Source organism: Mycolicibacterium rutilum (assembly GCF_900108565.1).
Lineage (GTDB): Bacteria > Actinomycetota > Actinomycetes > Mycobacteriales > Mycobacteriaceae > Mycobacterium > Mycobacterium rutilum.
This window is the reverse complement of record NZ_LT629971.1, coordinates 772,615-799,212: the sequence shown is the minus strand read 5'-3', so window position 1 is coordinate 799,212 and position 26,598 is coordinate 772,615. Positions and strand designations below refer to the sequence as shown.

General features: G+C 69.9%; 24 protein-coding genes. 17 read left to right on the top strand and 7 right to left on the bottom strand.

Annotated features, from left to right (window positions below; translation table 11 throughout):
* The first annotated feature begins 36 nt into the window (after nucleotides 1-36).
* From eccA to eccE, 11 genes are all read left to right on the top strand, one after another.
* A complete protein-coding gene (gene eccA, locus BLW81_RS03875) occupies nucleotides 37-1,866 on the top strand; it encodes a type VII secretion AAA-ATPase EccA (RefSeq protein ID WP_322788817.1) in 1,830 nt (609 codons plus the stop codon).
* Nucleotides 1,863-3,437: a type VII secretion protein EccB gene (eccB, locus tag BLW81_RS03870; protein ID WP_083406065.1), complete on the top strand. Its 1,575-nt coding sequence runs from the start codon at nucleotides 1,863-1,865 to the stop codon at nucleotides 3,435-3,437. The genes eccA and eccB overlap by 4 nt, the downstream gene beginning before the upstream one ends.
* Entirely contained in the window at nucleotides 3,437-7,417 is a 3,981-nt protein-coding gene (gene eccCa / locus BLW81_RS03865; RefSeq protein WP_083406064.1) for a type VII secretion protein EccCa, read from the top strand. The genes eccB and eccCa overlap by 1 nt, the downstream gene beginning before the upstream one ends.
* A complete protein-coding gene (locus BLW81_RS03860) occupies nucleotides 7,417-7,725 on the top strand; it encodes a PE family protein (RefSeq protein ID WP_083406063.1) in 309 nt (102 codons plus the stop codon). The genes eccCa and BLW81_RS03860 overlap by 1 nt, the downstream gene beginning before the upstream one ends.
* A 2-nt stretch (nucleotides 7,726-7,727) precedes the next feature.
* Nucleotides 7,728-9,305: a PPE family protein gene (locus BLW81_RS03855; protein WP_083406062.1), complete on the top strand. Its 1,578-nt coding sequence runs from the start codon at nucleotides 7,728-7,730 to the stop codon at nucleotides 9,303-9,305.
* 61 nt (nucleotides 9,306-9,366) lie between these two features.
* Entirely contained in the window at nucleotides 9,367-9,660 is a 294-nt protein-coding gene (locus BLW81_RS03850) for a type VII secretion protein EsxS (RefSeq protein WP_083406061.1), read from the top strand.
* Between the two features lie 33 nt (nucleotides 9,661-9,693).
* Nucleotides 9,694-9,984 carry a WXG100 family type VII secretion target gene (locus tag BLW81_RS03845; protein WP_083406060.1) on the top strand — a complete coding sequence of 97 codons (291 nt, stop codon included), beginning with the start codon at nucleotides 9,694-9,696 and terminating at the stop codon, nucleotides 9,982-9,984.
* A 6-nt stretch (nucleotides 9,985-9,990) separates the two neighbouring features.
* Nucleotides 9,991-10,866 (top strand): ESX secretion-associated protein EspG, encoded by an 876-nt coding sequence (locus BLW81_RS03840; protein ID WP_083406059.1) that lies wholly within the window; start codon nucleotides 9,991-9,993, stop codon nucleotides 10,864-10,866.
* Nucleotides 10,848-12,287: a type VII secretion integral membrane protein EccD gene (eccD, locus tag BLW81_RS03835; protein ID WP_322788816.1), complete on the top strand. Its 1,440-nt coding sequence runs from the start codon at nucleotides 10,848-10,850 to the stop codon at nucleotides 12,285-12,287. The genes BLW81_RS03840 and eccD overlap by 19 nt, the downstream gene beginning before the upstream one ends.
* A 61-nt stretch (nucleotides 12,288-12,348) precedes the next feature.
* A complete protein-coding gene (gene mycP, locus BLW81_RS03830) occupies nucleotides 12,349-13,689 on the top strand; it encodes a type VII secretion-associated serine protease mycosin (RefSeq protein ID WP_083410305.1) in 1,341 nt (446 codons plus the stop codon).
* Nucleotides 13,686-14,594, top strand: a complete 909-nt coding sequence (gene eccE, locus BLW81_RS03825) for a type VII secretion protein EccE (protein WP_157897576.1) — start codon at nucleotides 13,686-13,688, stop codon at nucleotides 14,592-14,594. Before mycP ends, eccE begins: the two co-directional genes overlap by 4 nt.
* Here eccE and BLW81_RS29220 read toward each other — a convergent pair.
* Nucleotides 14,581-15,768, bottom strand: coding sequence for an alpha/beta hydrolase family protein (locus BLW81_RS29220; RefSeq protein WP_157897575.1), 1,188 nt, complete (start codon nucleotides 15,766-15,768; stop codon nucleotides 14,581-14,583). The two genes, eccE and BLW81_RS29220, sit on opposite strands and share 14 nt — an antisense overlap.
* Nucleotides 15,769-15,819: 51 nt before the next feature.
* On the opposite strand from BLW81_RS29220, the gene BLW81_RS03820 reads away from it, so the two are divergent.
* Nucleotides 15,820-16,581, top strand: a complete 762-nt coding sequence (locus BLW81_RS03820; protein WP_083410304.1) for a trans-aconitate 2-methyltransferase — start codon at nucleotides 15,820-15,822, stop codon at nucleotides 16,579-16,581.
* Nucleotide 16,582: 1 nt separating this feature from the next.
* On the opposite strand, the gene stf0 is transcribed toward BLW81_RS03820, so the two are convergent.
* The 3 genes from stf0 to BLW81_RS03805 all read right to left on the bottom strand — a co-directional run bounded on the left by stf0 (nucleotide 16,583) and on the right by BLW81_RS03805 (nucleotide 19,500).
* The gene (gene stf0, locus BLW81_RS03815; RefSeq protein ID WP_083406057.1) at nucleotides 16,583-17,386 is read right to left on the bottom strand and encodes a trehalose 2-sulfotransferase; all 804 of its coding nucleotides are present in this window, start codon (nucleotides 17,384-17,386) and stop codon (nucleotides 16,583-16,585) included.
* Between the two features lie 65 nt (nucleotides 17,387-17,451).
* Nucleotides 17,452-18,819 (bottom strand): sulfatase family protein, encoded by a 1,368-nt coding sequence (locus BLW81_RS03810; protein ID WP_083406056.1) that lies wholly within the window; start codon nucleotides 18,817-18,819, stop codon nucleotides 17,452-17,454.
* Between the two features lie 198 nt (nucleotides 18,820-19,017).
* Nucleotides 19,018-19,500 (bottom strand): mitochondrial porin family protein, encoded by a 483-nt coding sequence (locus BLW81_RS03805; protein WP_083406055.1) that lies wholly within the window; start codon nucleotides 19,498-19,500, stop codon nucleotides 19,018-19,020.
* 48 nt (nucleotides 19,501-19,548) lie between these two features.
* Between BLW81_RS03805 and BLW81_RS03800 the strand changes: the two genes are divergently transcribed.
* Entirely contained in the window at nucleotides 19,549-20,220 is a 672-nt protein-coding gene (locus BLW81_RS03800; RefSeq protein WP_157897574.1) for a phosphatase PAP2 family protein, read from the top strand.
* Here BLW81_RS03800 and BLW81_RS03795 read toward each other — a convergent pair.
* On the bottom strand, nucleotides 20,174-21,664 hold the full coding sequence (locus BLW81_RS03795; RefSeq protein ID WP_083406054.1) for a bifunctional phosphatase PAP2/diacylglycerol kinase family protein: 1,491 nt from the start codon (nucleotides 21,662-21,664) through the stop codon (nucleotides 20,174-20,176). The two genes, BLW81_RS03800 and BLW81_RS03795, sit on opposite strands and share 47 nt — an antisense overlap.
* Nucleotides 21,665-21,723: 59 nt before the next feature.
* On the opposite strand from BLW81_RS03795, the gene BLW81_RS03790 reads away from it, so the two are divergent.
* Genes BLW81_RS03790 through BLW81_RS03780 form a run of 3 tightly spaced genes read left to right on the top strand, consistent with a single transcriptional unit; the run spans nucleotide 21,724 to nucleotide 23,801 of the window.
* Nucleotides 21,724-22,320 (top strand): ArsR/SmtB family transcription factor, encoded by a 597-nt coding sequence (locus BLW81_RS03790; RefSeq protein WP_083406053.1) that lies wholly within the window; start codon nucleotides 21,724-21,726, stop codon nucleotides 22,318-22,320.
* Nucleotides 22,311-23,138, top strand: a complete 828-nt coding sequence (locus BLW81_RS03785) for an SRPBCC family protein (protein WP_083406052.1) — start codon at nucleotides 22,311-22,313, stop codon at nucleotides 23,136-23,138. Before BLW81_RS03790 ends, BLW81_RS03785 begins: the two co-directional genes overlap by 10 nt.
* Nucleotides 23,139-23,147: 9 nt before the next feature.
* Nucleotides 23,148-23,801, top strand: a complete 654-nt coding sequence (locus BLW81_RS03780; protein ID WP_083406051.1) for a L,D-transpeptidase family protein — start codon at nucleotides 23,148-23,150, stop codon at nucleotides 23,799-23,801.
* Nucleotides 23,802-23,819: 18 nt separating this feature from the next.
* Here BLW81_RS03780 and BLW81_RS03775 read toward each other — a convergent pair whose 3' ends face one another.
* Complete coding sequence (locus BLW81_RS03775; protein WP_083406050.1) at nucleotides 23,820-24,278, bottom strand: nuclear transport factor 2 family protein; 459 nt, start codon at nucleotides 24,276-24,278, stop codon at nucleotides 23,820-23,822.
* Between the two features lie 45 nt (nucleotides 24,279-24,323).
* Between BLW81_RS03775 and BLW81_RS03770 the strand changes: the two genes are divergently transcribed.
* Nucleotides 24,324-25,085, top strand: a complete 762-nt coding sequence (locus tag BLW81_RS03770; protein ID WP_157897573.1) for a hypothetical protein — start codon at nucleotides 24,324-24,326, stop codon at nucleotides 25,083-25,085.
* On the opposite strand, the gene BLW81_RS03765 is transcribed toward BLW81_RS03770, so the two are convergent.
* Complete coding sequence (locus BLW81_RS03765; RefSeq protein ID WP_083406049.1) at nucleotides 25,069-26,574, bottom strand: FAD-dependent oxidoreductase; 1,506 nt, start codon at nucleotides 26,572-26,574, stop codon at nucleotides 25,069-25,071. The genes BLW81_RS03770 and BLW81_RS03765 overlap by 17 nt on opposite strands.
* Between the last annotated feature and the right edge of the window lie 24 nt (nucleotides 26,575-26,598).

Genomic DNA, 26,598 nt, shown 5'->3' with positions numbered 1-26,598 from the left:
AGTTAGCCTGCGATAACTACGGGGAGACCACGGCGGGTGCCGCTACCAACTGAATTTGCTGCGACTTCGCGCGTCGACCACGACGTGGTGAATCGGTTCGCCACGTGCTGTCGGGCCCTGGGCCTGTCCGTCCACGACCGCAGACGCCCACCGGATCCGGCCGCCGCGCGGTCCGGCTTCGCCGAGTTGACGCGCATCGCGCGCGAACAGTGCGACGCCTGGATCGGCCTGGCCGCCGCGGGCGACACCAGCCCCCGGGTGCTGGAAGCCGTCTGGCAGACGGTCGCGACCGCGGGAGTGTTGCAGCGGCACGTGGACCTGACCGACGGCGATCTGGCCTTCACGTACGACACCGGCCTCTATCTGCAGTTCTCAGCTGCCACGTCCGACGACTTCTGTCTCGCGTACGCGGTGACCCGATGTGACGCAGGCGATTACGCGGGCGCCGACAAACTGGTCGAACCGCTGATCGCGCGTCGGCCGAGCTGGTTGCAGGCCCGCTGGGTGCGGGCGGCCATGTACTTCCGCACCGAGCGCTGGTCCGACGTGGTGCGCCTGCTGACCCCGGTCGTCACCGACGACACGCTCGACGAGACCACCGCGCACGCCGTGCGGGTCGCGCTGGGCACCTCGCTGGCCCGACTGGGCATGTTCGCCCCCGCGCTGTCGTATCTCGAGGAGCCGGCGGGCCCCATCGACGTCGCGACCGTGGACGGCACGCTGGTCAAGGCGCTGTCGCTGCGTGCGCAGGGTGAGGACCTCGAGGCCGCCGACGTGCTGGCCGAGCTGTACGCCGCCAACCCGGAGAACCACGAGGTCGAGCTGGCGCTGTCGGACAGCTCGTATGGCATCGTCCCGACCACCGCCGCCCGCATCGAGGGCCGCATCGACCCGTGGGACCCCGCGACCGAGCCGACCGAGGCCGACTTCGTCGACCCCGGCGCCAAGGAGCGCAAGGCGCACCTGCTGGTCGAGGCGGAGGCCGAACTCGCCGAGTTCATCGGCCTCGAAGAGGTCAAGTACCAGGTCGCCCGGTTGAAGAGTTCGGTGGCGATGGCGCTGCGCCGCCAGGAGCGTGGGCTGACCGTCGCGCAGCGCACCAACCACCTGGTGTTCGCGGGCCCGCCCGGTACCGGTAAGACGACGATCGCTCGCGTCGTCGCCAAAATCTATTGCGGCTTGGGCATTCTCAAGAAGGAGACGGTCCGCGAGGTGCACCGCGCCGACCTGATCGGCCAGCACATCGGCGAAACCGAGGCCAAGACCAACGCGATCATCGACAGCGCGCTCGACGGTGTGCTGTTCCTCGACGAGGCCTACGCGCTGGTGTCGACCGGCGCCAAGAACGACTTCGGCCTGGTCGCCATCGACACACTGCTGGCCCGCATGGAGAACGACCGCGAACGCCTCGTCGTCATCATCGCCGGCTACCGCAAGGACCTCGACGCGTTCCTCGACACCAACGAGGGCCTGCGTTCGCGGTTCACCCGCAGCATCGACTTCCCCTCCTACACGCCGCACGAACTGGTCGAGATCGCGGTGCGGATGGCCGAAAAGCGCGACAGCGTCTTCGAACCCGCCGCGCTGGCACACATGGAAGCGTTGTTCGGTCAACTGGCCGAGGCCACCACGGCGGACGCCGCCGGCGTGCAGCGGCGCAACCTCGACATCGCCGGCAACGGCCGCTTCGTGCGCAACCTGGTCGAGCGTTCCGAGGAGGAGCGCGAGTACCGCCTCGACCACTCACCGCAACTGGGACAAGACCACGACTTCACCGATGAAGAGCTGATGACCATCACCGACGAGGACGTCACGAAGTCCGCCATCCCGCTGCTGCGCGGCCTGGGCCTGACGGTGACCGAATGAGCACCCCCGACGACGGCGACCGCCGCGCGTTCACGTCGCGCACGCCGGCCAACAACAACCCCGAACGCGTGGTGTACCGCCGCGGGTTCGTCACCCGGCACCAGGTGTCGGGTTGGCGATTCGTCATGCGCCGCATCGCCTCCGGCGTCGCGCTGCACGACACCCGCATGCTGGTCGATCCGCTGCGCACGCAGACGCGCTCGGTGCTGGTCGGCGCGCTGGTCCTGATCACCGGGCTCGCCGGGTGTTTCGTGTTCTCCCTGATCCGGCCCGGCGGGGTCGCGGGCAACGACGCAATCCTGGCCGACCGCACCACCTCCGCGCTCTACGTCCGCCTCGGCGACGCCGTGCACCCGGTGCTGAACCTGACGTCGGCCCGGCTGATCGCGGGCCGCCCCGACAACCCGACGCAGGTCAAGACCAGCGAGATCGACCAGTTCCCGCGCGGCAACCTGGTCGGCATTCCCGGTGCGCCAGAACGCATGGTGCAGAACACGACTCACGACGCCGAGTGGACGGTGTGCGACGGCGTGTCGGGCCCGGCGGCCGGGGTGACGCTGATCGCGGGCGCCCTCACCGACGGTGGCGAACGCGCCGCCCCGCTCGCCGGTAACGAAGCGGTGCTGGTCAGCAATCCGAGCGGCCCCAACGCGGGCACCTGGCTGCTGTGGGACGGCAGGCGCAGCCGGATCGACCTCGCCGACCGGGCGGTCACCAGCGCGCTGGGACTCGGTACCGACCCCGACGTGCGCCCCGTCGCGCCCGGGCTGTTCAACGCCGTACCCGAGGCGCCCGCGCTGACCCCACCCGCGATCCCCGGCGCCGGTGAACCGCCGCGCTACCCGCTGCCGGTGGCCGCGCCGGTCGGCTCCGTGGTCGCCGCCTACGCCGCGGACAACACGCTGCGCCACTACGCCGTGCTCAACGATGGGCTGCAACCGATTTCGCCGGTACTGGCGACGATCATGCGCAACACGAACTCGTTCGGTCTCGACCAGCCGCCGCGGCTGGGCGCCGACGACATCGCACGGCTGCCGGTCGCGACCGCGATCGACACGAATGCCTATCCCGCCGAACCCTTTTCGGTGATCGACGCCGCCGACGCGCCGCTGACCTGCGCGCAGTGGACGCGGCCCGCCGACGCCACCGGCGCGAGCCTGGACCTGCGGTCCGGGGTCACCCTGCCGGTCGCCGAGGGACTGCGCACCGTCGCGCTGGTCGGCGCCGGAGCCGGCGCCGCCGCCGACCACGTCGTGCTGACCCCCGGACAGGGCTACCTGGTGCAGAGCGTCGGCCAGGACGGCGGGGGCGCCGCGACGGCACCGGCCGGCGGAGCCTACTTCTGGCTCAGCGACACCGGTGTGCGCTACGGCCTCGACGAGGACGCCGACGACGGTCCCACATCCGAAGCCATCACCGCGCTCGGCCTCACCGAGCCCGCGGTCCCGATTCCGTGGTCGCTGCTGAGCCAGTTCGCGCCCGGCCCGACGCTGTCGCGCGCCGACGCGTTGCTGGCGCACGACGGGCTCGCCGCCGACCCACGCCCCGCAGTCATTAGGGAGACCCCGTAGTGAGCCGGCTGATTTTCCAGGCGCGTCGCCGCATCCCGGTGCCGACGACGCGCAAGGGCACCATCACCATCGAACCGCCGCCGGAACTGCCGCGGATGGTGCCGCCGTCGCTGCTGCGCCGGGTGCTGCCGTATCTGATCGTCATCCTGATCGTCGGGATGATCGTCGCGCTGGTGGCCACCGGCATGCGGCTGATCTCCCCGACGACGCTGTTCTTCCCGTTCGTGCTGCTGCTGGCCGCCACCGCGCTGTACCGCGGCACCGACAACAAGATGCGCACCGAGGAGGTCGACGCCGAACGCGCCGACTACCTGCGCTACCTGTCGGTGGTCCGCGACAACATCCGCGCCCACGCCGCCGAACAGCGTGCAGCGCTGGAGTGGTCGCATCCGGACCCCACACTGCTGATCGACGTGCCCGACACCCGCAGGCAATGGGAGCGCGACCCGCACGACGCCGACTTCCTGGTCATCCGCACCGGATTGCACGACGCGCCGCTGAACGCCACCCTGCGGGTCAAGGACAGCGCGGACGAGGTGGATCTGGAACCCGTGTCGCACAGCACGTTACGCGGACTGCTCGACGTGCAACGCACGGTGCGCGCCGTGCCGGCCGGGCTGGATCTGGCCAAGATCTCGCGCGTCACGGTGCTCGGTGAGCCCGACGATGTCCGCGGGGCGCTGCGGGCGTGGATCGCGCAGGCGGTCACCTGGCACGACCCGGCGGTGCTCGGTGTCGCGCTGCTCTCGCCGGACATCGAGAGCGACGACTGGTCCTGGTTGAAGTGGTTGCCGCACAACGACGTTCCCGGCGCCGTCGACGGCGCGGGCCCGGCGCGCTACCTGTCGAGCGACCCCGCTGAGCTGCGCTCGCTGCTGGCGTCCGCGCTCGACGACCGGCCGCCGTTCGGCGGCGACGCCGAGACCGGACTCAAACACCTGCTCATCGTCGTCGACGATCCCGACGTCGACCCCACCGCACTGCTGCCGCGCAGCGGGCTGGCCGGCGTGACGTTGATCCACCGCGGCGCCGCCGAACCGCACCGCGAGCAGTACCCCGACCCCGAGCGACCGATCCTGCGCATCGGCGACGGCAAGCTGACCCGTTGGCAGACCGGCGGCTGGCAGCCGTACGTCGACGCCGCCGATCACCTCGACGTGGGCAGCGCCCGGCACATCGCCCGACGGTTGTCGCGCTGGGACTCCAACCCCAGCCAGGCGCGCACCAGCAGCGCCGGGGTGGCGACTTTCTCGACGCTGCTGGGGATCCCCGACGCCGCCGCACTCGACGTCGCGAGCCTGTGGGCGCCGCGGTCGCGGGCCGACGAACTCCGAGTCCCCATCGGCGTGACCGCCACCGGCGAACCGCTGATCTTCGACCTCAAGGACGAAGCCGAGGGCGGCATGGGTCCGCACGGGCTGATGATCGGCATGACCGGCTCGGGCAAGTCGCAGACGCTGATGTCGATCCTGCTGTCGCTGTTGACCACCCACTCCGCCGACCGGCTGATCGTCATCTACGCCGACTTCAAGGGTGAGGCGGGCGCCGACATCTTCCGGGACTTCCCGCAGGTGGTCGCGGTCATCTCGAACATGGCCGAGAAGCGTTCGCTGGCAGACCGGTTCGCCGACACTCTGCGCGGTGAGGTGGCCCGTCGCGAGCAACTGCTGATGGAGGCGGGTCGCCGCGTGCAGGGCAGCGCGTTCAGTTCGGTGCGCGAGTACGAGGCCGCGATCGCCGAGGGCCACGACCTGCCGCCGCTGCCCACGCTGCTGGTGGTCGCCGACGAGTTCTCGTTGATGTTGGCCGACCACCCCGAGTACGCCGACCTGTTCGACTACGTCGCCCGCAAGGGGCGGTCGTTCCGCATCCACATCCTGTTCGCGTCCCAGACGCTCGACGTCGGACGGATCAAGGACATCGACAAGAACACCTCCTACCGGATCGGACTCAAGGTCGCCAGCCCGGCGGTCAGCCGCCAGATCATCGGCGTCGAGGACGCGTTCCACATCGAAGCGGGCCCAGAACACAAGGGTGAGGGCTACCTGGTGCCCACCCCCGGTGCGATGCCGGTGAAGTTCCGCAGCACGTACGTCGACGGCATCTACGACCCGCCACGCGCCGAGAAATCCGTTGTCGTGCAATCGGTCCCGGTACCGCAGCCGTTCACCGCCGGTCACGTCGAGGCGCCCGCCGACACGGTGATCGTCGCCGATCCGGCCGCGCACGAGGACCGTCCGCCGCGCAAGCTGATCGCCACCATCGGCGGACAGCTGGCCCACTACGGTCCGAAGGCGCCGCGGCTGTGGCTGCCGCCGCTGGAGGAGGCGATCCCGCTCGACGAGCTGCTCGCCCGCACCGGTGTGCCCGAGCGCCAGTGGCGTTGGCCGCTGGGCGAGATCGACCGCCCGTTCGCGATGCGACGTGACCCGCTGATCTTCGATGCCACGTCGGCGGCGGCCAACCTGGTGATCCACGGCGGCCCGAAGTCCGGCAAGACCACCGCGCTGCAGACGTTCATCATGTCGGCGGCGGCGCTGCACTCGCCGCGCGACGTGACGTTCTACTGCCTGGATTACGGCGGCGGGCAGCTGGCTCCGCTGGCCGACCTGGCGCACGTCGGCAGCGTGGCGTCCCAGCTGGAGCCCGAACGCATCCGGCGCACCTTCGGCGAGCTCGAGCAGCTGTTGCGGGCACGGCAGGCCCGAGGGCACAACGGTAACGGCGCCGGCAACGGTGAGCGCCGCGACGAGTACGGCGAAGTCTTCCTCGTCATCGACAACCTGTACGCGTTCAGCCGCGACAACACCGACACGTTCAACACGCGGAACCCGTTGCTGGCCAAGGTGACCGAGCTGGTGAACACCGGGCTGGCGTACGGCATCCACGTCGTGGTCACCACGCCGAACTGGCTCGAGGTACCGCTGGCCATGCGCGACGGCCTCGGTCTGCGCCTCGAGCTCAAGCTGCCCGACGCCCGCGACAGCAACGTGCGGGTCACCGGTGCGCTGCGTCGGCCCGCCGAAGCGGTGCCCGCCGACCAGTCGGGTCGCGGCCTGACCATGGCCGCCGAACACTTCCTGTTCGCCGAGCCGGCGCTCAGCGACATCGCGGTGATCAACGCCCGCCATCCGGGTGTCACCGCGCCGCCGGTGCGCCTGTTGCCCGCCGACCTGGCGCCCGCGGTGGTGGCGCCGCTATACCCGGCGCCGGAGCGGGTGATCATCGGTCAGCGCGAAGAAGACCTCGCCGCGGTGCCGGTGGCGTTCGACGACAACCCGCTGCTGATGGTGTTCGGTGACGCCAAGTCCGGTAAGACGACGCTGCTGCGTCACCTGATCCGCACGATCCGCGAGCACTCGACGCCGGATCAGGTGGCGTTCACGGTGATCGACCGGCGCCTGCACCTGGTCGACGAGCCGCTGTTCGACGACAACGAGTACACGCCGAACATCGACCGGATCACGCCGGCCATGCTGGGGTTGACCGCATTGCTCGAAAAGCGCCGTCCACCAGCCGGTCTCAGCCCGCAGGAACTGACGGGCTGGAGCTACCGGTCCGCCGAGAGCGGCCACACCCACTACCTGATCATCGACGACGTCGACCAGATCCCGGATGCGCCCGCGGTCAGCGGCCCGTTCGCCGGTCAGCGGCCGTGGACGGGGATCATCGGCCTGCTCTCGCAAGCCAGTGAGCTCGGCCTGCGCGTCATCGTGACCGCACGGGCGACCGGCTCGGCGCACGCGCTGATGACGGCGCCGCTGTTGCGCCGGCTCAACGAGCTGCAGGCCACCATCCTGATGCTGTCGGGCAACCCGCAGGACAGCGGAAAGATCCGGGGGCACAGGTTCCGCCGGTTGCCGGCCGGTCGGGCGATGCTGCTCGACGACGGCGACACCCCGACGTTCCTCCAACTGGTCAACCCGATCGCCGACGCTGTTCCCGGAGCCCCGGGCAACAGAGGAAGGGAGTACAACTGATGACTCTGCGCGTCGTTCCCGAAGGACTGGCCGCGGCGGCCGCCGCCGTCGAGGCGCTGACCGCCCGACTGGCCGCCGCGCACGCGGCCGCCGCACCGGCGGTGACCACCGTTCTGCCACCCGCCGCCGACGCGGTGTCGCTGCAGACCGCGGTGAGCCTGAGCGCACACGGGATGCAGCACAATGCCGTTGCCGCCCTGGGCGTCGAGGAACTCGGCCGGTCCGGCGTCGGCGTCGGCGAGTCCGGCACCAGCTACGCCGTCGGTGATGCGGCGGCGGCGACGATGTATCTGGTGGCCGGTAGCTGACCATGACCGCTCCCATCTGGATGGCCCTGCCGCCGGAGGTGCACTCGGCCATGCTGAGCAGCGGACCCGGGCCGGGCTCGCTGTTGGCCGCGGCCGCCTCGTGGCAGTCGCTGGCGACCGAGTACTCCTCTGCCGCTGCCGAACTGACCTCCATCATGGGTGCGGTACAGGGCGGTGCATGGGAGGGCCCCAGCGCCGAGCAGTACGTGGCCGCGCACGCGCCGTATCTGGCGTGGCTGGCGCAGGCCAGCGCGAACAGCGCCGCGGCCGCGGTGCAGCACGAGACGGCCGCTGCGGCGTACTCGACCGCCCTGGCGACGATGCCGACGCTGGGCGAGCTGGCGGCCAACCATGCGACGCATGCCGTGCTGTTGGCGACGAACTTCCTCGGCATCAACACGATTCCGATCGCGCTGAACGAAGCCGACTACGTGCGGATGTGGATCCAGGCCGCGACCACCATGAGCACCTATCAGGCCGTCTCGGGTGCTGCGGTGGCCGCCACCCCGTCGACGAGTCCCGCTCCGCTGCTGCTGGCGCCCGGTGTCGGTGAGGCCGGTTCGGCAGGCGCGGATGTTCAGCAGATGTTCGCGCAGGCGACCGCCGCGGATTCTGGTTCGGGACTGAACAACGCGGACTTCATCTCGGCGCTCCTGCGTGTCGTCGGCCAGTTCTACCAGGCTTACACCGAGTACACGTACTCACTGTTCGAGCCGATCATCGAGTTCATGGCCGACCCGATCGGCAACACCCAACAGCTGATCGTGGGACTGCTCACCAACCCGGGGCCGACCTTGGTCACCTACGGTCCGTTCCTGTTCGCCGTTGCCTATCAGGCGGTTTCGTGGGTCGGAGCAACTCTCACCTACCCCCAGCTGCTGATTCAGCCGTTGCTGGCGATCGGTCTGGGAGTCGGCGGCTACTTCCTCAATGAGTACCTCAACAAGATGACGCCGCCGCCTGAGCCGGTGCCGGAACCGGCGCCCGCCCCGGCTCCGGCGCAGGCCGCCCCGGCACCGCGCGCCGATCCGCTTCCGGCGGCCGCCTCGGTCGCGCCCACCGTGCCCACGGCGCCGAGCGCGCCCGCGCCCTCGGTCAGTGCCGGCGCGGCGCCCGCCGGTGGCGCCCCCGCTCCCGGTGTCGGTGCGGCCGTGCCGTACGCGATCGCCGGCCCGGACCCGGGCGGCGGAGAAACACCCACGTTGCGGGAGGGCACCGGAGCCAAAGCCCCCGCATCGGACATCGCGGCCTCGGCGGCCGCGTCGGCGGTCGCGTCCTCGCTGGCCAAACGCAAGGCGCGGCGCCGCCGTACCCAGCCGATCCATGAACGTCAGTACGCCGATGCGTACATGGACTACGAGCCCGACGAGGACGACACCCCGCCAGAACCGGTGCGGCGGCCGTCGGTCGCGGCGTCGGAGCGCGGGGCGGGCACCGTCGGGTTCACCGGCGCCGCAACGACGTCCGACACCGAACAGGCGGCGGGGCTGACCGAGCTCGCCGGCGACCCGTTCGGCGGCGGGCCCACCGAACCTCTGTTGCCCGGCGACTGGGACGACAAGGGGGGAGCGCGCGACTGAACACACGGCCCTTGACTGAAGAACCATTCGAGCTACGAACCACGATCCGAAAGGACATCCCATGAGCCTTCTCGACGCTCACATCCCGCAACTCGTCTCATCTGAGGCCGCGTTCGCCGCCAAGGCTGCACTGATGCGCAGCACCATGGCCCAGGCCGAGCAGGCCGCCCAATCCGCGCAGGCGTTCCACATGGGCGAGTCGTCGGCGGCGTTCCAGGCCGCGCACGCCCGCTTCATCGAGGTGTCGGCGAAGATCAACGCGCTGCTCGACGTCGCGCAGGCCAACCTCGGCGACGCCGCAGGCACCTACGTCGCCCAGGACGCCGCCGCGGCCAGCACCTACACCGCCATCTGACCTACTCGACCACCGACTTTCAGGGAGTACTCGATGTCTCAGATCATGTACAACTACCCGGCGATGCTGGCGCACGCGGGCGAGATGGCCGGCTATGCGGGTGCCATGCACGGCGTGGGCGCCGACATCGCCAGCGAGCAGGCCGCGCTGGCCGGCGCGTGGCAGGGCGACACCGGCACGAGCTACCAGGCGTGGCAGGCGCAGTGGAACACCGCGCTCGAGGAACTGGTGCGGGCGTACCGGTCGATGGCCGCCACGCACGAGCAGAACACGCTGTCGATGAGCGCCCGGGACCAGGCCGAAGGCGCCAAATGGGGCGCCTGAACCACGGTGGCCGCTAACGCCGTCGAGCTGACCGCGGAGCAGGCCTGGTTCGTCGCCGACCGCGCGGGCGCCGGGAACTATCCCTGGGTGCTCGCGATCACCCCGCCGTACAGCGATCACGCGGCGCGCGGTCGCGTCGAGTCGAGGTTGACTGCAGAGCTGGTCGAGCTCGGCGTGATGAGCGCGGACGGTGCCGTCAACGGCGCTGTGCGGCAGTGGGTTACGACGGCGTGCCGGGCGCGGCGATGGCTCGAGCTGCGGTTCGTCCGCGGTACGGGCAGCATGCTGCGCGGACACGTCGGCCGTCGCGAGGACGACACCGTGGTCGCGCTGCGCAGCGGCGGCCTGGTGACGCTGACAGCGCTGGACCTGCATCACCCGCAGGCGCTGGTGCCGGTGTTGACCGCCGGGCTGTCCGGCCGGTCACCCGCCCGGTTCGACGAGTTCGCGATCCCGGCGCGCATCGGGGCGCGCGCCGACGAGCAGCTGCGCAGCGGCGCGGACCTGGCCGAGGTCATCGACTTCCTCGGCATCCCGCCCAGCGCACGCGCCGTCGTGGAGGCCGCCTACTCGGCCGACCGCAGCTACGTCGAGATCGTCGCCGGTGACCACCGCGACGGCCACCGCGTCAGCACCGATGTCGGCGTCAGCGTCGTCGACACCCGGGAAGGCCGCGTGCTGGTGCACCCGGCGAAGGCGTTCGACGGCGAGTGGGTTTCGACGTTCACTCCCGGTACGCCGCAGGCGATCGCGACCGCGGTCGAACGGCTCACCGCAACACTTCCCGACGGCGTGTGGTTCCCCGACGTGACCATGACCCGAGACTTCGAAAACACAAGCTCCGAACACAGAACGGAACACCAATGGCAGACAGTCCAATGACGGGCGCGAGCGCATCTCTGACGGCGACGCGGTCGATGCCGATCGTCCGGGTCGCCGTGCTCGCCGCCGGCGAGAACGGCGATCGCATCACCGATATGGCGTTGCCGACCGAACTCCCGCTGCGCGAGATCCTGCCCGCCGTGCGGCGGATGGCGATGTCTGCCGACGAGGAGCACGGCGAGGAAGCCCCGGTCGCGCTGTCGCTCGCGCCGATCGGGGGCGCCCCGTTCAGCCTCGACGCCACGCTCGACACCGTCGGCGTCGTCGACGGAGACCTGCTCGCGCTGCAGCCGCTGCCCGCCGGACCGCCCGCCCCGCGGATCGTCGAGGACATCGGCGACGCGGCGGTGATCTTCTCGGCCGCCCGTGAAAAGCCGTGGAGCGCAGCTCATATCCAGCGCGGAGCGACGGCCGCGGTGATCGCGTTGATCCTCGCCGGGACCGTTTTCGGGACCGTGCACCGCGCGGTGACCGGCGGATTCGCCGGGCTCATCGCCACCACGGCGATCGCGCTGCTGACGGTCCTTGCCGCGTTGCTGACGTGGGGCCGCGCCCCGCGCCTGGGCACTGCGCTGGCGGTGACCGCGTTGGTGCCGATCGCCGCCGCGCTCGGGCTCGCCGTGCCCGGCGAGTTCGGGCCGTCCCAGCTGCTGCTCGCCGCGGCCGGGGTGACCGCGTGGTCGATCATGAGCGTCGTTGTGGCGCAACGCGCCATCGCGGTGTTCACCGCGGCGGCGGTGGTCGGTTTCGGTGCGTTGGTCACCGCGGGCGCCGCCGCGATCTGGACACTGAACTCGCTGATCGTCGGATCGATCGTGATCGTGTTGGCGTTGGTGATCACTGTGCAGGCCGCTCAGTTGTCGGCGATGTGGTCGCGGCTGCCTGTGCCCGTCATCCCCGCACCCGGCGATCCGACTCCGGCTCCGCCGTCGCTGAAGGTGCTCGAGGACCTGCCGCGTCGGGTCCGTGTCAGCGACTCGCACCAGACCGGCTTCATCGCCGGTGGTGTGCTGCTGTCCACCGCCGGTGTGGTGATCCTGGCTGCGCCGCAGGGTGTTTCGAACTGGGTGTGGTATGTCGTCGCTGCGGTGGCGCTGGGCTCGGTGCTGCGCGCGCGGGTGTGGGATTCGGCGCTGTGCAAGGCCTGGCTGCTGGCCGGGCCGTTCCTGATCGCCGCCGCGCTGCTCGTCGCGTTCGCCGTCGACGGCCGCTACACCGCGGCGTGGTGGGCGCTGGCCGCGATCGCGGCGCTGACCGCGGTGTTCGTCATCGCCGCGGCGTTCCCGCGCGTCGCCGAACCCGACACCTACTCGCTGCCGATGCGGCGCCTGGTCGGATTCCTGGCCTCGGCTGTCGACGCCTCGGTGATCCCGGTGCTGGCCTACCTGGTCGGGTTGTTCGCGTGGGTGCTCAATCGATGAGGCGCCGGTGATCCGCGGCTTCGCGGCGACGGCGGTCGCGCTGATCGTGGCGGCGTCGACCATGCCTGCCGCGCAGGCGATCACCCCGCCACAGGTTGATCCCGGGGTGCCGCCGCCGTCGGGCGCGCCCGGCCCGGTTCAGCCGATGGCGCAGCGCGGCCAGTGCGTGACGACGGGCGTGCTGCCCGGCACCGACCCTGGCGCGCCGAACCCCAACCAGACGATGCTCAACCTCGACGGCGCGTGGAAGTACAGCCGCGGCGACGGGCAACTCGTCGCCGTCCTCGACACCGGCGTCAAGCCGGGCCCGCGGCTGCCCGACGTCGACCCGGGCGGTGACTTCGTCGAATCGACCAACGGCCTGACCGACTGCGACGGGCACGGCACGCTGGTCGCCGGGCTGATCGCGGGTAAGCCGGGCGCCGACGGGTTCTCCGGGGTGGCACCCGGTGCCCGGATCCTGTCGATTCGTTCCACGTCAGCGCATTTCGCGCCCCGAGAGACCGGTGAGAACCCGGCCACGGCCCGGGTCGCGCTCGATGTGGCGACGTTGGCACGCGCCGTCGTCCGGGCGGCCGATCTGGGTGCGCGGGTGATCAACATCTCCGCTGTCACCTGTCTGCCCGCCACCGAAGAGGTCGACCAGTCCGAACTCGGCGCGGCGTTGCGGTACGCGGCCGTCGACAAGGACGCGGTGATCGTCGCCGCCGCAGGAAACAACAAGGCCGGACTCAACCCGGGGTCGGCGTGCCCCTCGAACCCGCTGTCCGACCCCGGTCGCCCGGAGGACCCGCGCAACTGGGCGGGCGTCACCTCGGTGTCGATCCCGTCGTCGTGGCAGCCTTACGTGCTGTCCGTCGGATCGCTGAATCCGGACGGCCGGCCATCGGATTTCACGATGGCGGGTCCCTGGGTGAGCATCGCGGCGCCCGGGCAGAACATCGCGTCGGTGGGCAACGCCGACGGCGGCGGCCTGGCCAACGCGGTGCCCGATGCGCAGGGCCGGCTGTTCCCGCTCAACAGTTCCAGCTTCGCGGCGGCGTATGTGTCCGGCGTTGCGGCGTTGGTGCGCAGCCGTTTTCCGGAGCTGACCGCCGAGCAGGTGCGCGACCGGCTCACCGCCGGGGCGCAGGGCGCGGCGCGCGCACCGTCGAATCTGACCGGCGCCGGACTCGTCGACGCCGTGGCGGCGTTGACCTGGGACGTCAGCGCAGCCGTCGGTGATGACGCCGCGGCCGAACCGCGGCCCGTCGCCGCCCCCGACCAACCGGCCCCGCCCGACGCCACCCCGCGCATCGTCGCGTTCGTCGGCACCGGTGTGCTGGCCGTGCTCGCGGTGGTCGCGGCGGCGGTCGGTGTGCACCGGCGCAAGAACTCTGACCCTCAGACGGAGGCATCGTGACCGTACGAATCGCATTGGCGGCGTTGGCCGTCGTCCTGGCCGTCCTGGCGTATCCCTGGCAGTCGACGACGGACTGGTGGATCCTCGGCGTGGGCGCGGCGGTCGTCATCGTCGTGCTGGCGTGGTGGCGCGGGCAGTTCCTGACCACCATGATCGCGCGGCGGTTCGCGGTGTGGCGACGCAATCACGGCAGGACGATCGAGCAGCACCCCAACCAGACGACCGTGGTGCTGCGCGTCGACGACCCGGCGGGCCGCGGGGTCGCGTTGCCGGTGCTGGCCGGATACGTCGAGCGTTTCGGGCTGCGCAGCGAGAAGGTCCGGGTGACCAACCGCGCCAGTGCCGGGGTCACCGACACCTGGGTGAGCCTGACGTTCGATGCCCGCACCAACCTCGCTGCGCTGCAGGCACGTTCGAAAGAGCTGCCGCTGCGTGAGACGGCGACGATCGCCGGCCGCCGGCTCGCCGACCATCTGCGGGAGACCGGGCTGGACGCCGTGATCGTCGAATCCGCGCCCGCTCCGCTGGAGGGATGGGAACGCGAGACTTGGCGCGGTGTGCACGACGAGCGCGGCTTCATCTCGGGCTATGCCATCCCTGTCGATGAACTGCTGGGGGAGCGGCTCGCGCAGGCCTGGTCGGACCGGGCCGAGACGTGGACGGCACTCGAATTCAGCGGCACCGCAGCACAACCGGTGGTGGCCGCGGTGTGCGCGGTCCGAGCCACGGAACCCGGGCCGGCGCTGCCGGGCCTGATCGAGCAGCGCGGGCTGCAGGGCCCGCTGCTGACCGCGCTGGATCCTGCGGCGGTGGGCCGCCTGGGTGTGCCGAGCAGGCCCGCGCCGGCGGGACTGCTGGACACGCTGGGCTGGCCGGCGGGCACCGAGCAGTTCAGTCGAACATGAAGTGCTGCATGAACCGGGTCATCCGGCGCAGGTAATCCGGTTGGCTCACGTGCAGGATGTGGTTGCCCGGGAACCAGTGGAACGCGCACCGGTCCCAGTGCTCCCACAGCATCTCCGCCTGCTGGGGAGGCGCGAGCCGGTCACCGAGGCCGGTGATGATCAGGCGGCGGTCCTTGGGCACCAGCGGGGCGTAGTTCAGCGGTGAGGAGTACCGGTTGGCCGCACCGGCGAGCCCGGAATCAGTGCCGCTCAACAGGTTCCGCAATGCCACGACTTTGTTGGCCGGGAACCATTCGTCGACGGTCTGGTCGGGTGCGACCACCGGGACGTTGGGGATGACGGCCTGGATGCGGTCGTCGACGCCGGCGATGAGCGCCGACGTGTAGCCGCCCAGCGACATCCCGGTCAGCGCGATGCGGTCGACGCCGGTGAACTCGAGGTAGTCGATGATCGAGCGGAAGTCGTGCACGGCCTGCGCCATGGCCTCGGCGAAACCGGAGAACCCGTTGGCGAAGAACCCGTATCCACTGAACGGCGAACCCTTTTCGGCGCGGCTACCGTGAAAGGGCATGGTGTACAACAGCACGTCGTAGCCCGACCGGAAGAACCAGGGCAGCGAGAAGAACAGCCCGTTGAACAGGTACGGCGATCCCATGAAGCCGTGGATCAAACACAGCGTCGGGTGCGGGCCGTCGTCGTGACGCCAGTGCTGGGCGTGCACCACGTTGTTGCGGGTGAAACCGCGGCACTGATCGCGCAGCGCCGGGTTCACCGCGGTGAAGCTGCTGTTGAAACGGATGTTGTGCACGCGGCCCTTGGCGATCCACTCCGCGAGCGGGTTCGCGGCGCGCGACGACACCCGGGGAACCTCGGTCGGCGCGGGAAAGGACCGGGCAGGATCCTTGGCGTCGGCGAGTTCGGCGTAGAACTCGAGCTGTTTCCGCTCGGCGCGGAACTGTGAGCGGCTCAGCCCGCCGGCCAGCGTCGGCAGCATCGTGGTGGCGAGCAGCGACGCGATCGCCGTGCGCAGGCCCAGATCGGCCACCGCCGAGGCGTCGACGACGAGGCGTTGACGCAGGGTGAGATCGATCCGACGGGGCAGTCCGCGGGCAGTGGCGTCGGCGCCGGGGACGTCGGGCACCGGGATCGGCGGATCCACGTCCGATTGCGTCACGCCCGAATGGTAACCCGCGGGACCGGCGCGATGACGGTGCAGACTGGGGGCATGTGGAATCCCGACGTGTATCTGGCTTTCGCCGATCAGCGCGGTCGCCCGTTCTACGACCTGTTGGCCCGGGTCAACGCCGACGCTCCGCGGCGGGTGACTGATCTCGGTTGCGGACCGGGCAATCTGACCGCGACCCTGGCCGCGCGGTGGCCGAACGCCGTGATCGAGGCCTGGGACAGTTCACCGGAGATGGTCGCCGCGGCGCAGGAGCGCGGTCTGGACGCGCGGGTGGGCGACGTCCGGGACTGGTCACCGGCCCCCGACACCGATGTGGTGGTCAGCAATGCCACGCTGCAGTGGATACCGGACCATTCGGCGTTGTTGGTGCGGTGGGCGCAACAGCTGGCGGCGGGGTCGTGGATCGCCATCCAGGTGCCGGGGAACTTCGATGCCCCGTCGCACCGTGCGGTGCGGGAACTCGCGCGTCGCGAGCGGTGGGCAGAACCGCTGCGGGACTTCCCGTTTCGTGAAGGACAGGTCGACGGCCCGGCGGGTTACGCGGGGCTGCTCACCGACGCGGGTTGTGCCGTCGACGCATGGGAGACCACCTACATCCACGAGCTCACCGGCGAGAACCCGGTGCTGGACTGGATCACCGGAACCGCGCTGCGGCCGGTGCGCAGCCGTCTTTCCGATCCGGAGTGGGACGAGTTCCGCGCCGAGCTGATCCCGCTGCTCGACGAGTCCTATCCGCGGCGCTCCGACGGCCGAACGTTCTTTCCGTTCCGGCGCATCTTCGTGGTTGCGCAGGTCCGGTGAATCAGGTTGGCAGTCCGAGGGTTTCGGCCTCGGCACGGTAGCGGTCCACCCACTCGTCGGAACGCTGGTCGGCCTGGCGCTCGAGCACCGGAGACGGCGCCAGCTGCCGATCGAGGCCGAGCGCCTCGAGGACGTCGCCGACCACTTCGGTGAGGTTGCGCCACAACACCGGATACGGCACCTCCATCGGGGCGACGTTCTCCTCGGCGAACCAGTTGCGCCACCCCTCCTCCTGCGCGCGCAGCATCGTGACCACGTGGGCGATCGCTCCTGCGTGGTATTCGGCGCGGGCGTCGCGCCCAGGGTCGGGGCGACCGCGCCACACCCGGGTCTGGACCGCACGCCAGAACGAGACGGCCTGCGACACCACATCGGGCCGGTACACGTGCACCAGCAGCGGATCGCTGCCGACGACGTCGCGGATCGCCGAGAGCAGGCCGGTGCCCGAGCGGTCCGGCAGGCCGTCGGCGCGGTCGAGCAGCAGCGGCGTCTGATTCCACATCAGCTTGCCGCCCCAGACGCCGTTGGGGGTGCGCCCGACGGTGCGGATGTAATCACGCCAGATCTCCGGCGGTGCGAGGTCGGGCTTGCCTTCGTCGAGCGGGTCGAGCAGCCGCAGGATCGACTCGTCGGTCACCCCGTCGAACCACTGCCGCGGTTGCGGCGACTGGCTGGTGCTCGGCAGGTACTGGAAGAACTCCCCGGGCTCACCGGCGACGCCCGTCGCGCGCAGCGACTCCACCAGCAGCGTGCTGCCACTGCGCTGCGACGCGAGAACCAGATACGCCGTCGGATGCGTTGCCATGGGCGCAGCTTAACGCCACGTCAATTTATCTGCGCGCCCGACGTTTTCGATCACCGTGAGGGAAACTATTGGCTGTGGTCGTCGTCGATGCCGCGGTCCGAGGCGATCGCGGATCGGCTGGTGACGGTGGGTCCGTGAATGCGCAAATAGGTTTCGGTGTAGCGCTCGGAGATCCGGGTTCCCGCGAACTCGGACGGGATGACGTCGTTGGTCTTGACCCGCCAATCGTTGAGCAGGAGCGCGAGTTCGTCGGCGACCGCGTCGATCTCGGGTGAACGGTCCTGGCCGAGCAGGTTGCGTGACTCCGTCGGGTCGGCGGTGAGGTCGTAGAGCTCGCGGGCCGGTCGCAACGCGCGCACCAGCGGGGCGACGGTGCGCCCGGGTGCGCTGTCGGCGATGTCCCACGGCAGGTCGAGCAGCGGCCGCTCGGCGTAGTTCTCGATGTAGCTGTATTCCTTGGTGCGCACGGCGCGGATCGGGTCGAACGAGTCGTGGTACGTCTTGCCGGTGTAGACGGCGGCCCGCACGGGTTCGGTGTGCTGGGCGAGCAGAGCGGGGGCGTGCGACAGTCCCTCGACGTCGCCCGGGATTTCGACGCCGAGCAGCTCGAGGAGCGTGGGCAGCAGGTCCACGCCGCTGAACAGCTCGTCGTAGATCTTCGGTGTGATGTCGGTGCCGCGCGGCGGGCGCACGATCATCGCGATGCCGGTGCCCGCGTCGTACAGCGTGGATTTCGCGCGGGGCAGGGCCGGGCCGTGGTCGGTGAGGAACACCACCCAGGTGGTGCGGTCCAGACCCGTCGCGGCGAGCGTGTCGAGCAGGCGGCCGACGGCCGCGTCCGCCACCGAGATCGACCCGTAGAACTCGGCGAGGTCCTGGCGGACCTCCTCGGTGTCGGGCAGGTAGTCCGGCACGTCGACGGCGCCGGCGTCGGCGGGCTCGTACCGGTCGCGCGGATAGGGGCGGTGGGTCTCGAAGAAACCCGCGGTGAGCAGGAACGGCTTGTCGGGCGGTTGGCTGAGCCAGTTCGACGCCTGCTCGACGACGTACTCACAGTAGGAGTTGGAGACGTCGTACTCGTCGAAGCCGATTTTCGCGGGGTAGGAGGACTCGTGCTGCATACCGAACAACGCGGTGTGCCAACCGGATTCGGACAGGATGTGGGGCAGCGTGCGGACGCCGGCGCGGTACTCCCAGCCGTGATGGGCGAGCCCGAGCAGGCCGTTGCTCTGCGGGTAGCGGCCGGTGAACAGGGAGCCGCGCGACGGCGAGCACAGCGGGGCGGTGGCGTGCGCGCGGGTGAACAGGATTCCTTCGGCAGCGAGTTGGTCGAGGCGCGGGCTCGACACGTCGCTGTGGCCGTAGGCGCCGAGATGCCGGCCCAGGTCGTGCCAGTGCACGATCAGCACGTTGTCTCGCCGCGTGTCCGTCACAGTTGCATCCTCTCGTCGCCGATCCGTCCACTCCACCGGGCACTCGGAGGATAAGCAACCGTTCAAATCACGCGGGTTGTCCGATCGCGCAACTTGCCTAACGGGAATCACAGCGATCAACGTTTTGCGGCGTTCCTCTCGAACTTTGTCTGCAGAAAGTGGATCGCTGTGACTGGCGGTTTGTCTGAGTACCGAACCTCAAGGGTGGTACGGCACCCCGACCGCGCGGAACACGTACTCGGGCGGCACGTCGAAGGCCAGCGAGCGGCGCGGCAGCCGCATCAGGATGTCGTCGGGGATCGCGACCTTGTAGTGCATCGAAAGTTCCCCGCTGAAGCGCGAATCCACCGCCGGGAGATCCACATCCAGCGTCAGACCGGTCGCCGAGAACTCGGCGGTGACGGCGCCCTGCTGCGTGGCGTCCCAGCGCCGGTCGATCGTGCGGCCGGCCAGTTTGGGCACCGTCGACAACGTGCCGAGCACCCGCTGATTGGTCAGCGCCAGCGTTCCCGAGTAGCTCGTCACGTTGCCCTTCGCGCGCCGGCCCGGGATCTTGCCGCTGAACCGCCGCGTCACCGCGAGGTACTCGCCCAGGAACAGGACGCCCTCGGCTTCCACCTCGGCACGCAGGTCGTCGGGCAAGCCACCGATGCGGAACAGCTTGCGCAGGAACACCGCCATGGGCAGTCACCCTAACCGCAGCGCCGAGCAGGTGGTAGAGCTGGAACCGTGGCATCGAAGCGGACTTGGCTCATCGGAACCGCGCTGGCCGCCGTCGCGCTCTACGTCCTGCTCTGGATCGCCTTCGCGCAGCAATGGAACTGGCTCGCAACCGTTGACGACGCCGCCCTGGACCCGCTGCACCGCTACGGCGCCGACCGCCCCGGGTGGGTGCTCGGCTGGGACATCTTCTGCACCGTGCTCGGGCCGACCGCGTTTCGGCTCGGCACCATCGTCGTGATCATCGTCGCGCTGGTCCGCCGCAACGTCCGCTTCGCCATGTTCCTGTTGATCAGCGTCGAACTCGCCGGCCTGATCACCGAGATCGCCAAGGCCGCCGCAGACCGTCCCCGGCCCGCCACCGCGTTCGTCACCGCGCTGGGCACGTCCTTCCCCTCCGGCCACGCGCTGGGCGTGATGGTCGCGGTGCTGGCGCTGTTGACCGTCGCACTCCCGGTCGTCCGGCCGTCGCTGCGGGGCTGGCTGATCGCCGCGGGAGTGGTCGTCGTGATCGCGATCGGTGTCGGCCGCGTCGTGCTCAACGTGCACCACCCCTCCGACGTGATCGCCGGCTGGGCCCTGGGCTACGCGTACTTCGTCTTCTGCCTGCTCGCGGTGTCACCCACCCGGCCGATCACAGAGCCGGACGAAACACCGACAGCGCCCGGTACCGCACAGTGAAGCTGGCGTCGGTGACCTCTTCGCCGACCTCACCGTCGTGCGCGAGCACCGTCGGCCCGTCGACCGCGGTGAACTCGAACTCCGGCACCCGCATCTCGTGATACAGCGGGCTTCGCTCCAGTCGGCCGAACGTTATGTCGAGCAGGATGCGCAGCCTGCTGAACCGCCGACCCGTCTCCAGGATCCGCACGTCCATCAGCCCGTCGTCCATTCTGGTGCGGCGCGACGGCGCGAAGCCCGACGGAAGGTAGGTGCTGTTGCCGAGGAAGAACAGCGACGTCTGAAGCGTCTTGTTGTCGTAGCGGATTCGCACCGGCTCGCCGTGGCGCAGGGTGTGAAACATCGCGTACAGCCCGGCGAGCGGCTTACCGATCCGGTGCTCGAGCTTCTCGCGGGTCTGCACGAACGTCGGGTAGGCGCCGATGCTCGCGGTGTTCACCAACATCTGTTTTTCGTTGAGGCACACCAGGTCAACGCAACTGACGGTGCCCTCCCGGATGGCCTGCACCGTCTTGTCGACGGTGTCGCATCCGATGTCCTTGGCGAAGTGGTTGAACGTGCCACCCGGGAACACCGCCAGCGGGATACCGGCGTCCACCGCGGCCGCCGCCGCGCACGACACCGTCCCGTCGCCACCGCCGATTGCCAGCACCTCGGCCCGCTTGGCCGCCGACCGCAGCGCCTCGCCGATGTCGTCGTCATCGGACAGCTCGACGATCTCGGCTTGCGGCAACGCATTTCGTACCTCGTCGAGGATCCGCGCACCGGTGCCGCTGCCGGAGGCGGGGTTCACCACCAGCACCACACCGGCACCGTCGGGGCGCTGCGGGGTGTCCACCCACAACGGGTCGGCGGCCGGGATCCGCGTCGGCACCGCGGTCGGCACCACCCGCCCGCCCACCACCGCGACCGCCGCGCCGAGACCCAATCCGGCCAGCACATCACCGGGGTAGTGCGCACCGGTCGCGATCCGCGACATGCCGACCAGCCCCGCCAGCAGCGCCAGCCCGAGTCCGACCGCCGGGCTCTCGAGCCCGACGCCGACCGCGAACGCGGCCGCACTGGCCGAGTGTCCCGACGGCAGCGAGTTCGACGTCGGCATCCGGCGAGTCTGCCGAGCCAGCGGCACCAGCAGACGGTTCGGGCGCTGGCGCTTCCACACCCGCTTGGCGCCCTGGTTGGTGACCAGGCTGGTCACCGCGAGGCTCACCAGCCCCCGGTTGACGCCCCGCTTGACCGACGGATTGCCGACCGCCGCCAGCGCCGCGGCGATCGCGAACCACAGCTTCGAGTGATCGGCGGCCCTGGTCAGCGGCGGCATCACCGCGTCGAGCAGCGGGCTCGGGGACTCGGCGATCGCCTCGAACACCTCGCGGTCGAGCGTGCCGAGGCCCTCGCCGATCTGCCGGATACCGCGTCGCCGTCGTGTGGGCAGCAAGTCCATGTCCCTCAACGTAGCCAGACCTATTGACAAATAATCTTGTCAAGGGCGAGTATGGCGCCATGCTCGACGTCGAGGTGATCGCCGACCCCGCCGCGGCGGTGATCGCGCTGGACCCGATCCGCAACCGCCTGCTCGCCGAGCTGACCGAACCGGCCTCGGCGGCCACCCTCGCCTCGCGCATCGGCATCTCGCGGCAGAAGGTCAACTACCATCTGCGTGCCCTGCAGGAGCATCGCCTCGTCGCCGAGGCCGGCGAGCGCCAGTGGGGCGGACTGCGCGAGCGGCTGCTGCTGGCGACCGCCGCGTCGTACGTGGTGTCGCCGAGCGCGATGGGACCGGTCGCCACCGATCCCGGCCGCACCCACGACCGGCTGTCCGCCAGCTACCTGATCGCGCTGGCCGCCCGCGCGGTCCGCGAAGTCGGTGACCTGTGGGCGACGGCGCGCGCGAAGGACAAGCGACTGGCCACGTTGTCGATCGACACCACGATCCGGTTCCGCTCACCCGCCGAACGGGCGGCGTTCACGCGCGACCTCTCCGACGCGGTCACCGCACTGGCGGCCCGCTACCACGACGAAACCGATCCACAGGCCCGCGGCTACCGGCTGATGGTGGCCGCCTACCCGGCACCGCAGGAGGAGACGAAATGCCCGTGAACAAAGACGAATCCGGTCGCCGCTGGGTGTCGACGGACGTCCTCGTGCCCGGCACCCCGGAACAGGTGTGGCAGGCCATCGCCACCGGCGTCGGCATGAGTGCCTGGTTCACGCCCACCTCGGTCGAGGAACACGTCGGCGGCGCCGTGCGGTTCGACTTCGGCGACGAGAACTGCGGCGAGGCCGTACAAGCCGGCACGGTGACGGCGTGGGACCCGCCGCGCCGGTTCGCCTACGAGGAGTACGACTGGAGCGGTGACGCGCCACCGCTGGCCACCGAGGTGACTGTCACCAGCCGCTCCGGTGACCGGTGCGTGATCCGCATGGTGCACAGCCTGTTCACCGACCGCGACGACTGGGACGACGAGATGGAGAGCTTCGAGACCGGGTGGCCCGGGTTTTTCGAGGTGCTCAAGGTCTACCTCGCCGACTTTCCCGGGGAGCGTTCGGCGCTGGTGCACGCCGCCGCGGAGACCTCGGACAGCGAGCTGTCGGCGTGGCAGCGGGTCACCGCGGCGTTGGGGCTCGCCGGCGCCGACGTCGGTGAACGCCGCGAAACCCCCTCAGACGCACCACCGCTGGCCGGTGCGGTCAGCCACATCCACCAGGACGGCCGCGCGCGCCTGATCAGCGTGCGGATCGATCGACCCGCCGCCGGCGTGGCGCTCGTCGGTGCGTGCACGGTCGGGGAGCAGGCCTACACCACGGTCAGCATCTACCTCTACGGCGACGACGCCGAGCAGGTCGCGGCCGCCGAACAACCGAAGTGGTCCGCCTGGCTGCGTGGCGTACTCCAACCGGAGCCCATCGCCACTTAGCATGAGCCGGTGCGCCGGCTGCTGACGTTGATCTGTGCGGCGGTGCTGACGGTGGCCGTGTCCCCGGTCGCCGCAGCACAGATGACGCCGTGGTTCGCCCAGTCGGTGGGCCGCGCCACCCAAGTGATTTCTGTTGTCGGCGTTGGCGGTTCGAAGGCCAAGATGGACGTCTACCAGCGCACCGCCGCGGGTTGGCAGCCCGTCGCCGCCGGGATCCCGGCGCGGATCGGCGCCAACGGCATGGCGCCCCAGACCCACGACGGCCAGATGAAGACGCCGATGGGCGTGTTCTCGCTCGACTTCGCCTTCGGCACCGCGCCCAATCCCGGTGGCGGCCTGCAGTACGTCCAGGTCGGGCCCAACCACTGGTGGGACGGCGACATGAAAAGCCCGACCTACAACACCATGCAGGTCTGCGAGAAGTCGCAGTGCCCGTTCAACACCGACCCCGCCAGCGGCACCGAGAACCTGCAGATCCCGCAATACGTCCACGCCGTCGTGATGGGCGTCAACAAGGCGCGGGTGCCAGGCAACGGCGGCGCGTTCTTCCTGCACGCCACCGACGGCGGACCGACCGCGGGATGTGTGGCCATCGACGACAACACGCTCGTCGACATCATGCGCTGGCTACGCCCCGGCGCGGTGATCGCGATCGCGCAGTAGCGCTCAGATATCCCGTGGTCAGATATTTAAAGCGCGACCGGGTTTCACCTTGAAGTTGAGCGCCTCCAACGACATCGACGCGTCGTAGGTGCGGTCGTAACCCGTTTCGCAGATCCTCCAGCCGTCACTGGTCCGGCGGTACCGGTCGTGATAGAAACCGGCGCCGATCAACATGAAGTTGAAGTCGGCCGCGATCACCCGGTCCTGCAGGTACCAGGTGCCGGTCGCCTCGTCACCGTCGACAGTGATCTCCGGATGGGTGACGCGGTGTTCGGTGATGATCTCCGGGCCCAGCGAGTTGCGCATGAACGTGACCAACTCATCGCGGTCGGTGAAGTGGTGGTCCTCGCCGATCGACTCGCCGTACTTGCCGACCACGTCCTCGGTCAGCGTCGCCGCGAAGTCGTCCCAGTGCTTGGTGTCCAACGCACGCAGGTACCGGAACTTGACTTGCTGGATCTCTTCGATGTCACCCATGCCGACATTGCAACACAACCCCCTCGCAGCGCGTACAGTCCGCTCATGAAATTCATCGACGCCTACGTCAAATCTCCGTTCGCCGGGCTGGCGCCGTGGATTCTGATGGCGGTCGTCGCCGGTCCCGGCAGGTTCGAGGAATCCGCGGCGGCGGCGCTGGGTCTGGCGCTGCTGACGTTGTGGGTCGGCACCCGGCGCGGCGTTCCCGTGCACGCCCTCGAAGCGCTGTCGGTCGGCTACTTCGGCGTGCTGGCGGTGATCGGCCTGCTCGCGCCCGCCGGGGTGATCGACTGGCTCGACCTGTGGGCCGGCGAACTCAGCAACATCGTGCTCGCCGCATTCGCCGTCGGCACGCTGATCGTGCGCCGCCCCTTCACCATGGCGTATGCGAAGGACACCACGCCACCCGAGCACTGGGACACCGACCAGTTCCGGCGGATCAACTTCGCGATCACCGGCGCCTGGGCCTTCGCGTTCGTGGTGTCGGCGATCTCGGGCGGCATCGGCGACGCCGTGTTGCACGACAACGACAACTTCTGGACCGCGTGGATCATCCCGATCGGCGCGCTCGTCTTCGCCACGGCGTTCACCGAGTTCTATCCCGAGTACGCGACCGGGGAGACGACGTCGTGGGCGGGCGCGGTCGACTGGCTGCCGCCGTTCGTCGTGATCACCGGCATCGTCGGCTGGGTGTCGGACGAGGTGTCCGACACCGTCGGGATCACGCTGATCGTGATCGGCGTGCTCGCGTCGATCGCCGTGCGTCGGCTGCTGCCCGAGACGGCGAAAGTCACCGAGCCGCAGTGAGATTGCGCGTCGCCGGGCCTTCGAGCAGGGTGCCGTCCGGCGCGAAACGGGACCCGTGCAGCGGGCACTCCCACGATTCGTCGGCGTCGTTCCAGTTGACGATGCCGCCCAGATGCGGGCACACCGGCGACACCCGGTACTCGCAACCGTCCACCACGCTGCGGGCTTCCAGATCCCACGGCGGACCGCTGACCACGCCGCCCTCCTCCGGGGTCCGGTTGGCGATCCGCGTGACCGGGGTGATCCAGCCCCGCGCCAGGTAGAAACCGACCTGGGCGTTGGTCTGCAGCGCCTTCGGAATGCCGGACAGCTCGTGCGGGCTCCAGCTGTCGAACGCCTCGGCCCAGTCCATCCGTCCGCCCAGGATGCGGCTCGCCAGCGCCAGCGCCGCCGCGGTCCCGTTCGTCATGCCCCACTTGTCGAAACCCGTTGCGACGAAGATCTTCTCGTTACCGGGCAGGATCGGTCCGACGTAGGGCAGCTCGTCGATCGGTGAATAGTCCTGTGCCGACCAGTAATGCGTCTGCATCGCGCCGGGAAAGTGCAGCTTCGTCCACTGGTCGAGCTCCTGCACCGACGAGGCCGGGCTCTTCTCGTGGCCGACGGGATGGCCCGCGCCGCCGGCGATGAGCCGGTCACCGTCGGGGGTCGGCGCGTACCGCAGCGACCGGGTGGGCGAGTCGGCGGAGATGTACATGCCGCGGGTGATGTTTCCGGGCACCTTGTAGGCCATGCAGTAGGAGCGTTGCGGTTTGAGGCGGGCGAAAAAGCCGCCGCGGTCCAGGATCGGGATCCCCGTCGCGAGCACGCACTGCTTGGCGTGCACGTCGAACTCGCCCCCGGTCAAGGTGCGTACGCCCAGCGTCAAACCGTCGCCATCGGTCGAAACCTTCTGCACCCGAACGCCTTGCGCCAGCCGCCCGCCGCGCTCGTCGAGTTCGACGACCAGGCTGTCGAGCAACGGCATCGGATCGAACTGCGCCTGCTCGCCCAACTTGACCGCACCGTGGAACGGGAACGGCACATCGGCGTCGTCGACCCACTCGACGTCCAGTCCGGCGGCCTCGCATGCCTGCAACTCCTCGCGCACCATGCCCACGCCCTGCTCGGACTGCGCGTAGGTGTAGGCGTCCTCGCGTTGCACCGACAACCCGTGCGCCTCGCAGTGCTGCACGAGCCACTGCTGGCCCTCGCGGTTGCCCTCGACGTACTGGCCGGCCGTCTTGGCGCCGTGTTTGGACACGATCTTGGACAGCTTGGTGCTCTGCAGCAGGCTGATCTTGGCGGTCGTGTTGCCGGTTGCGCCCGCGCCCACCCGGAACGCCTCGAGCACCAGCACGTCCTTGCCGGCGCGCGCCAGGAGCACCGCGGTGATCAGCCCCGTGATGCCCGCGCCCACCACCACGACGTCGGCGGATCGGTCGGATTCGGCCAGCGGATCGGCCGGTGCCGGTTGTTCGACGCGGTTTGCCAGCCACAGAGAAGTCATGGCATTGCAGGTACCCGTTTGACC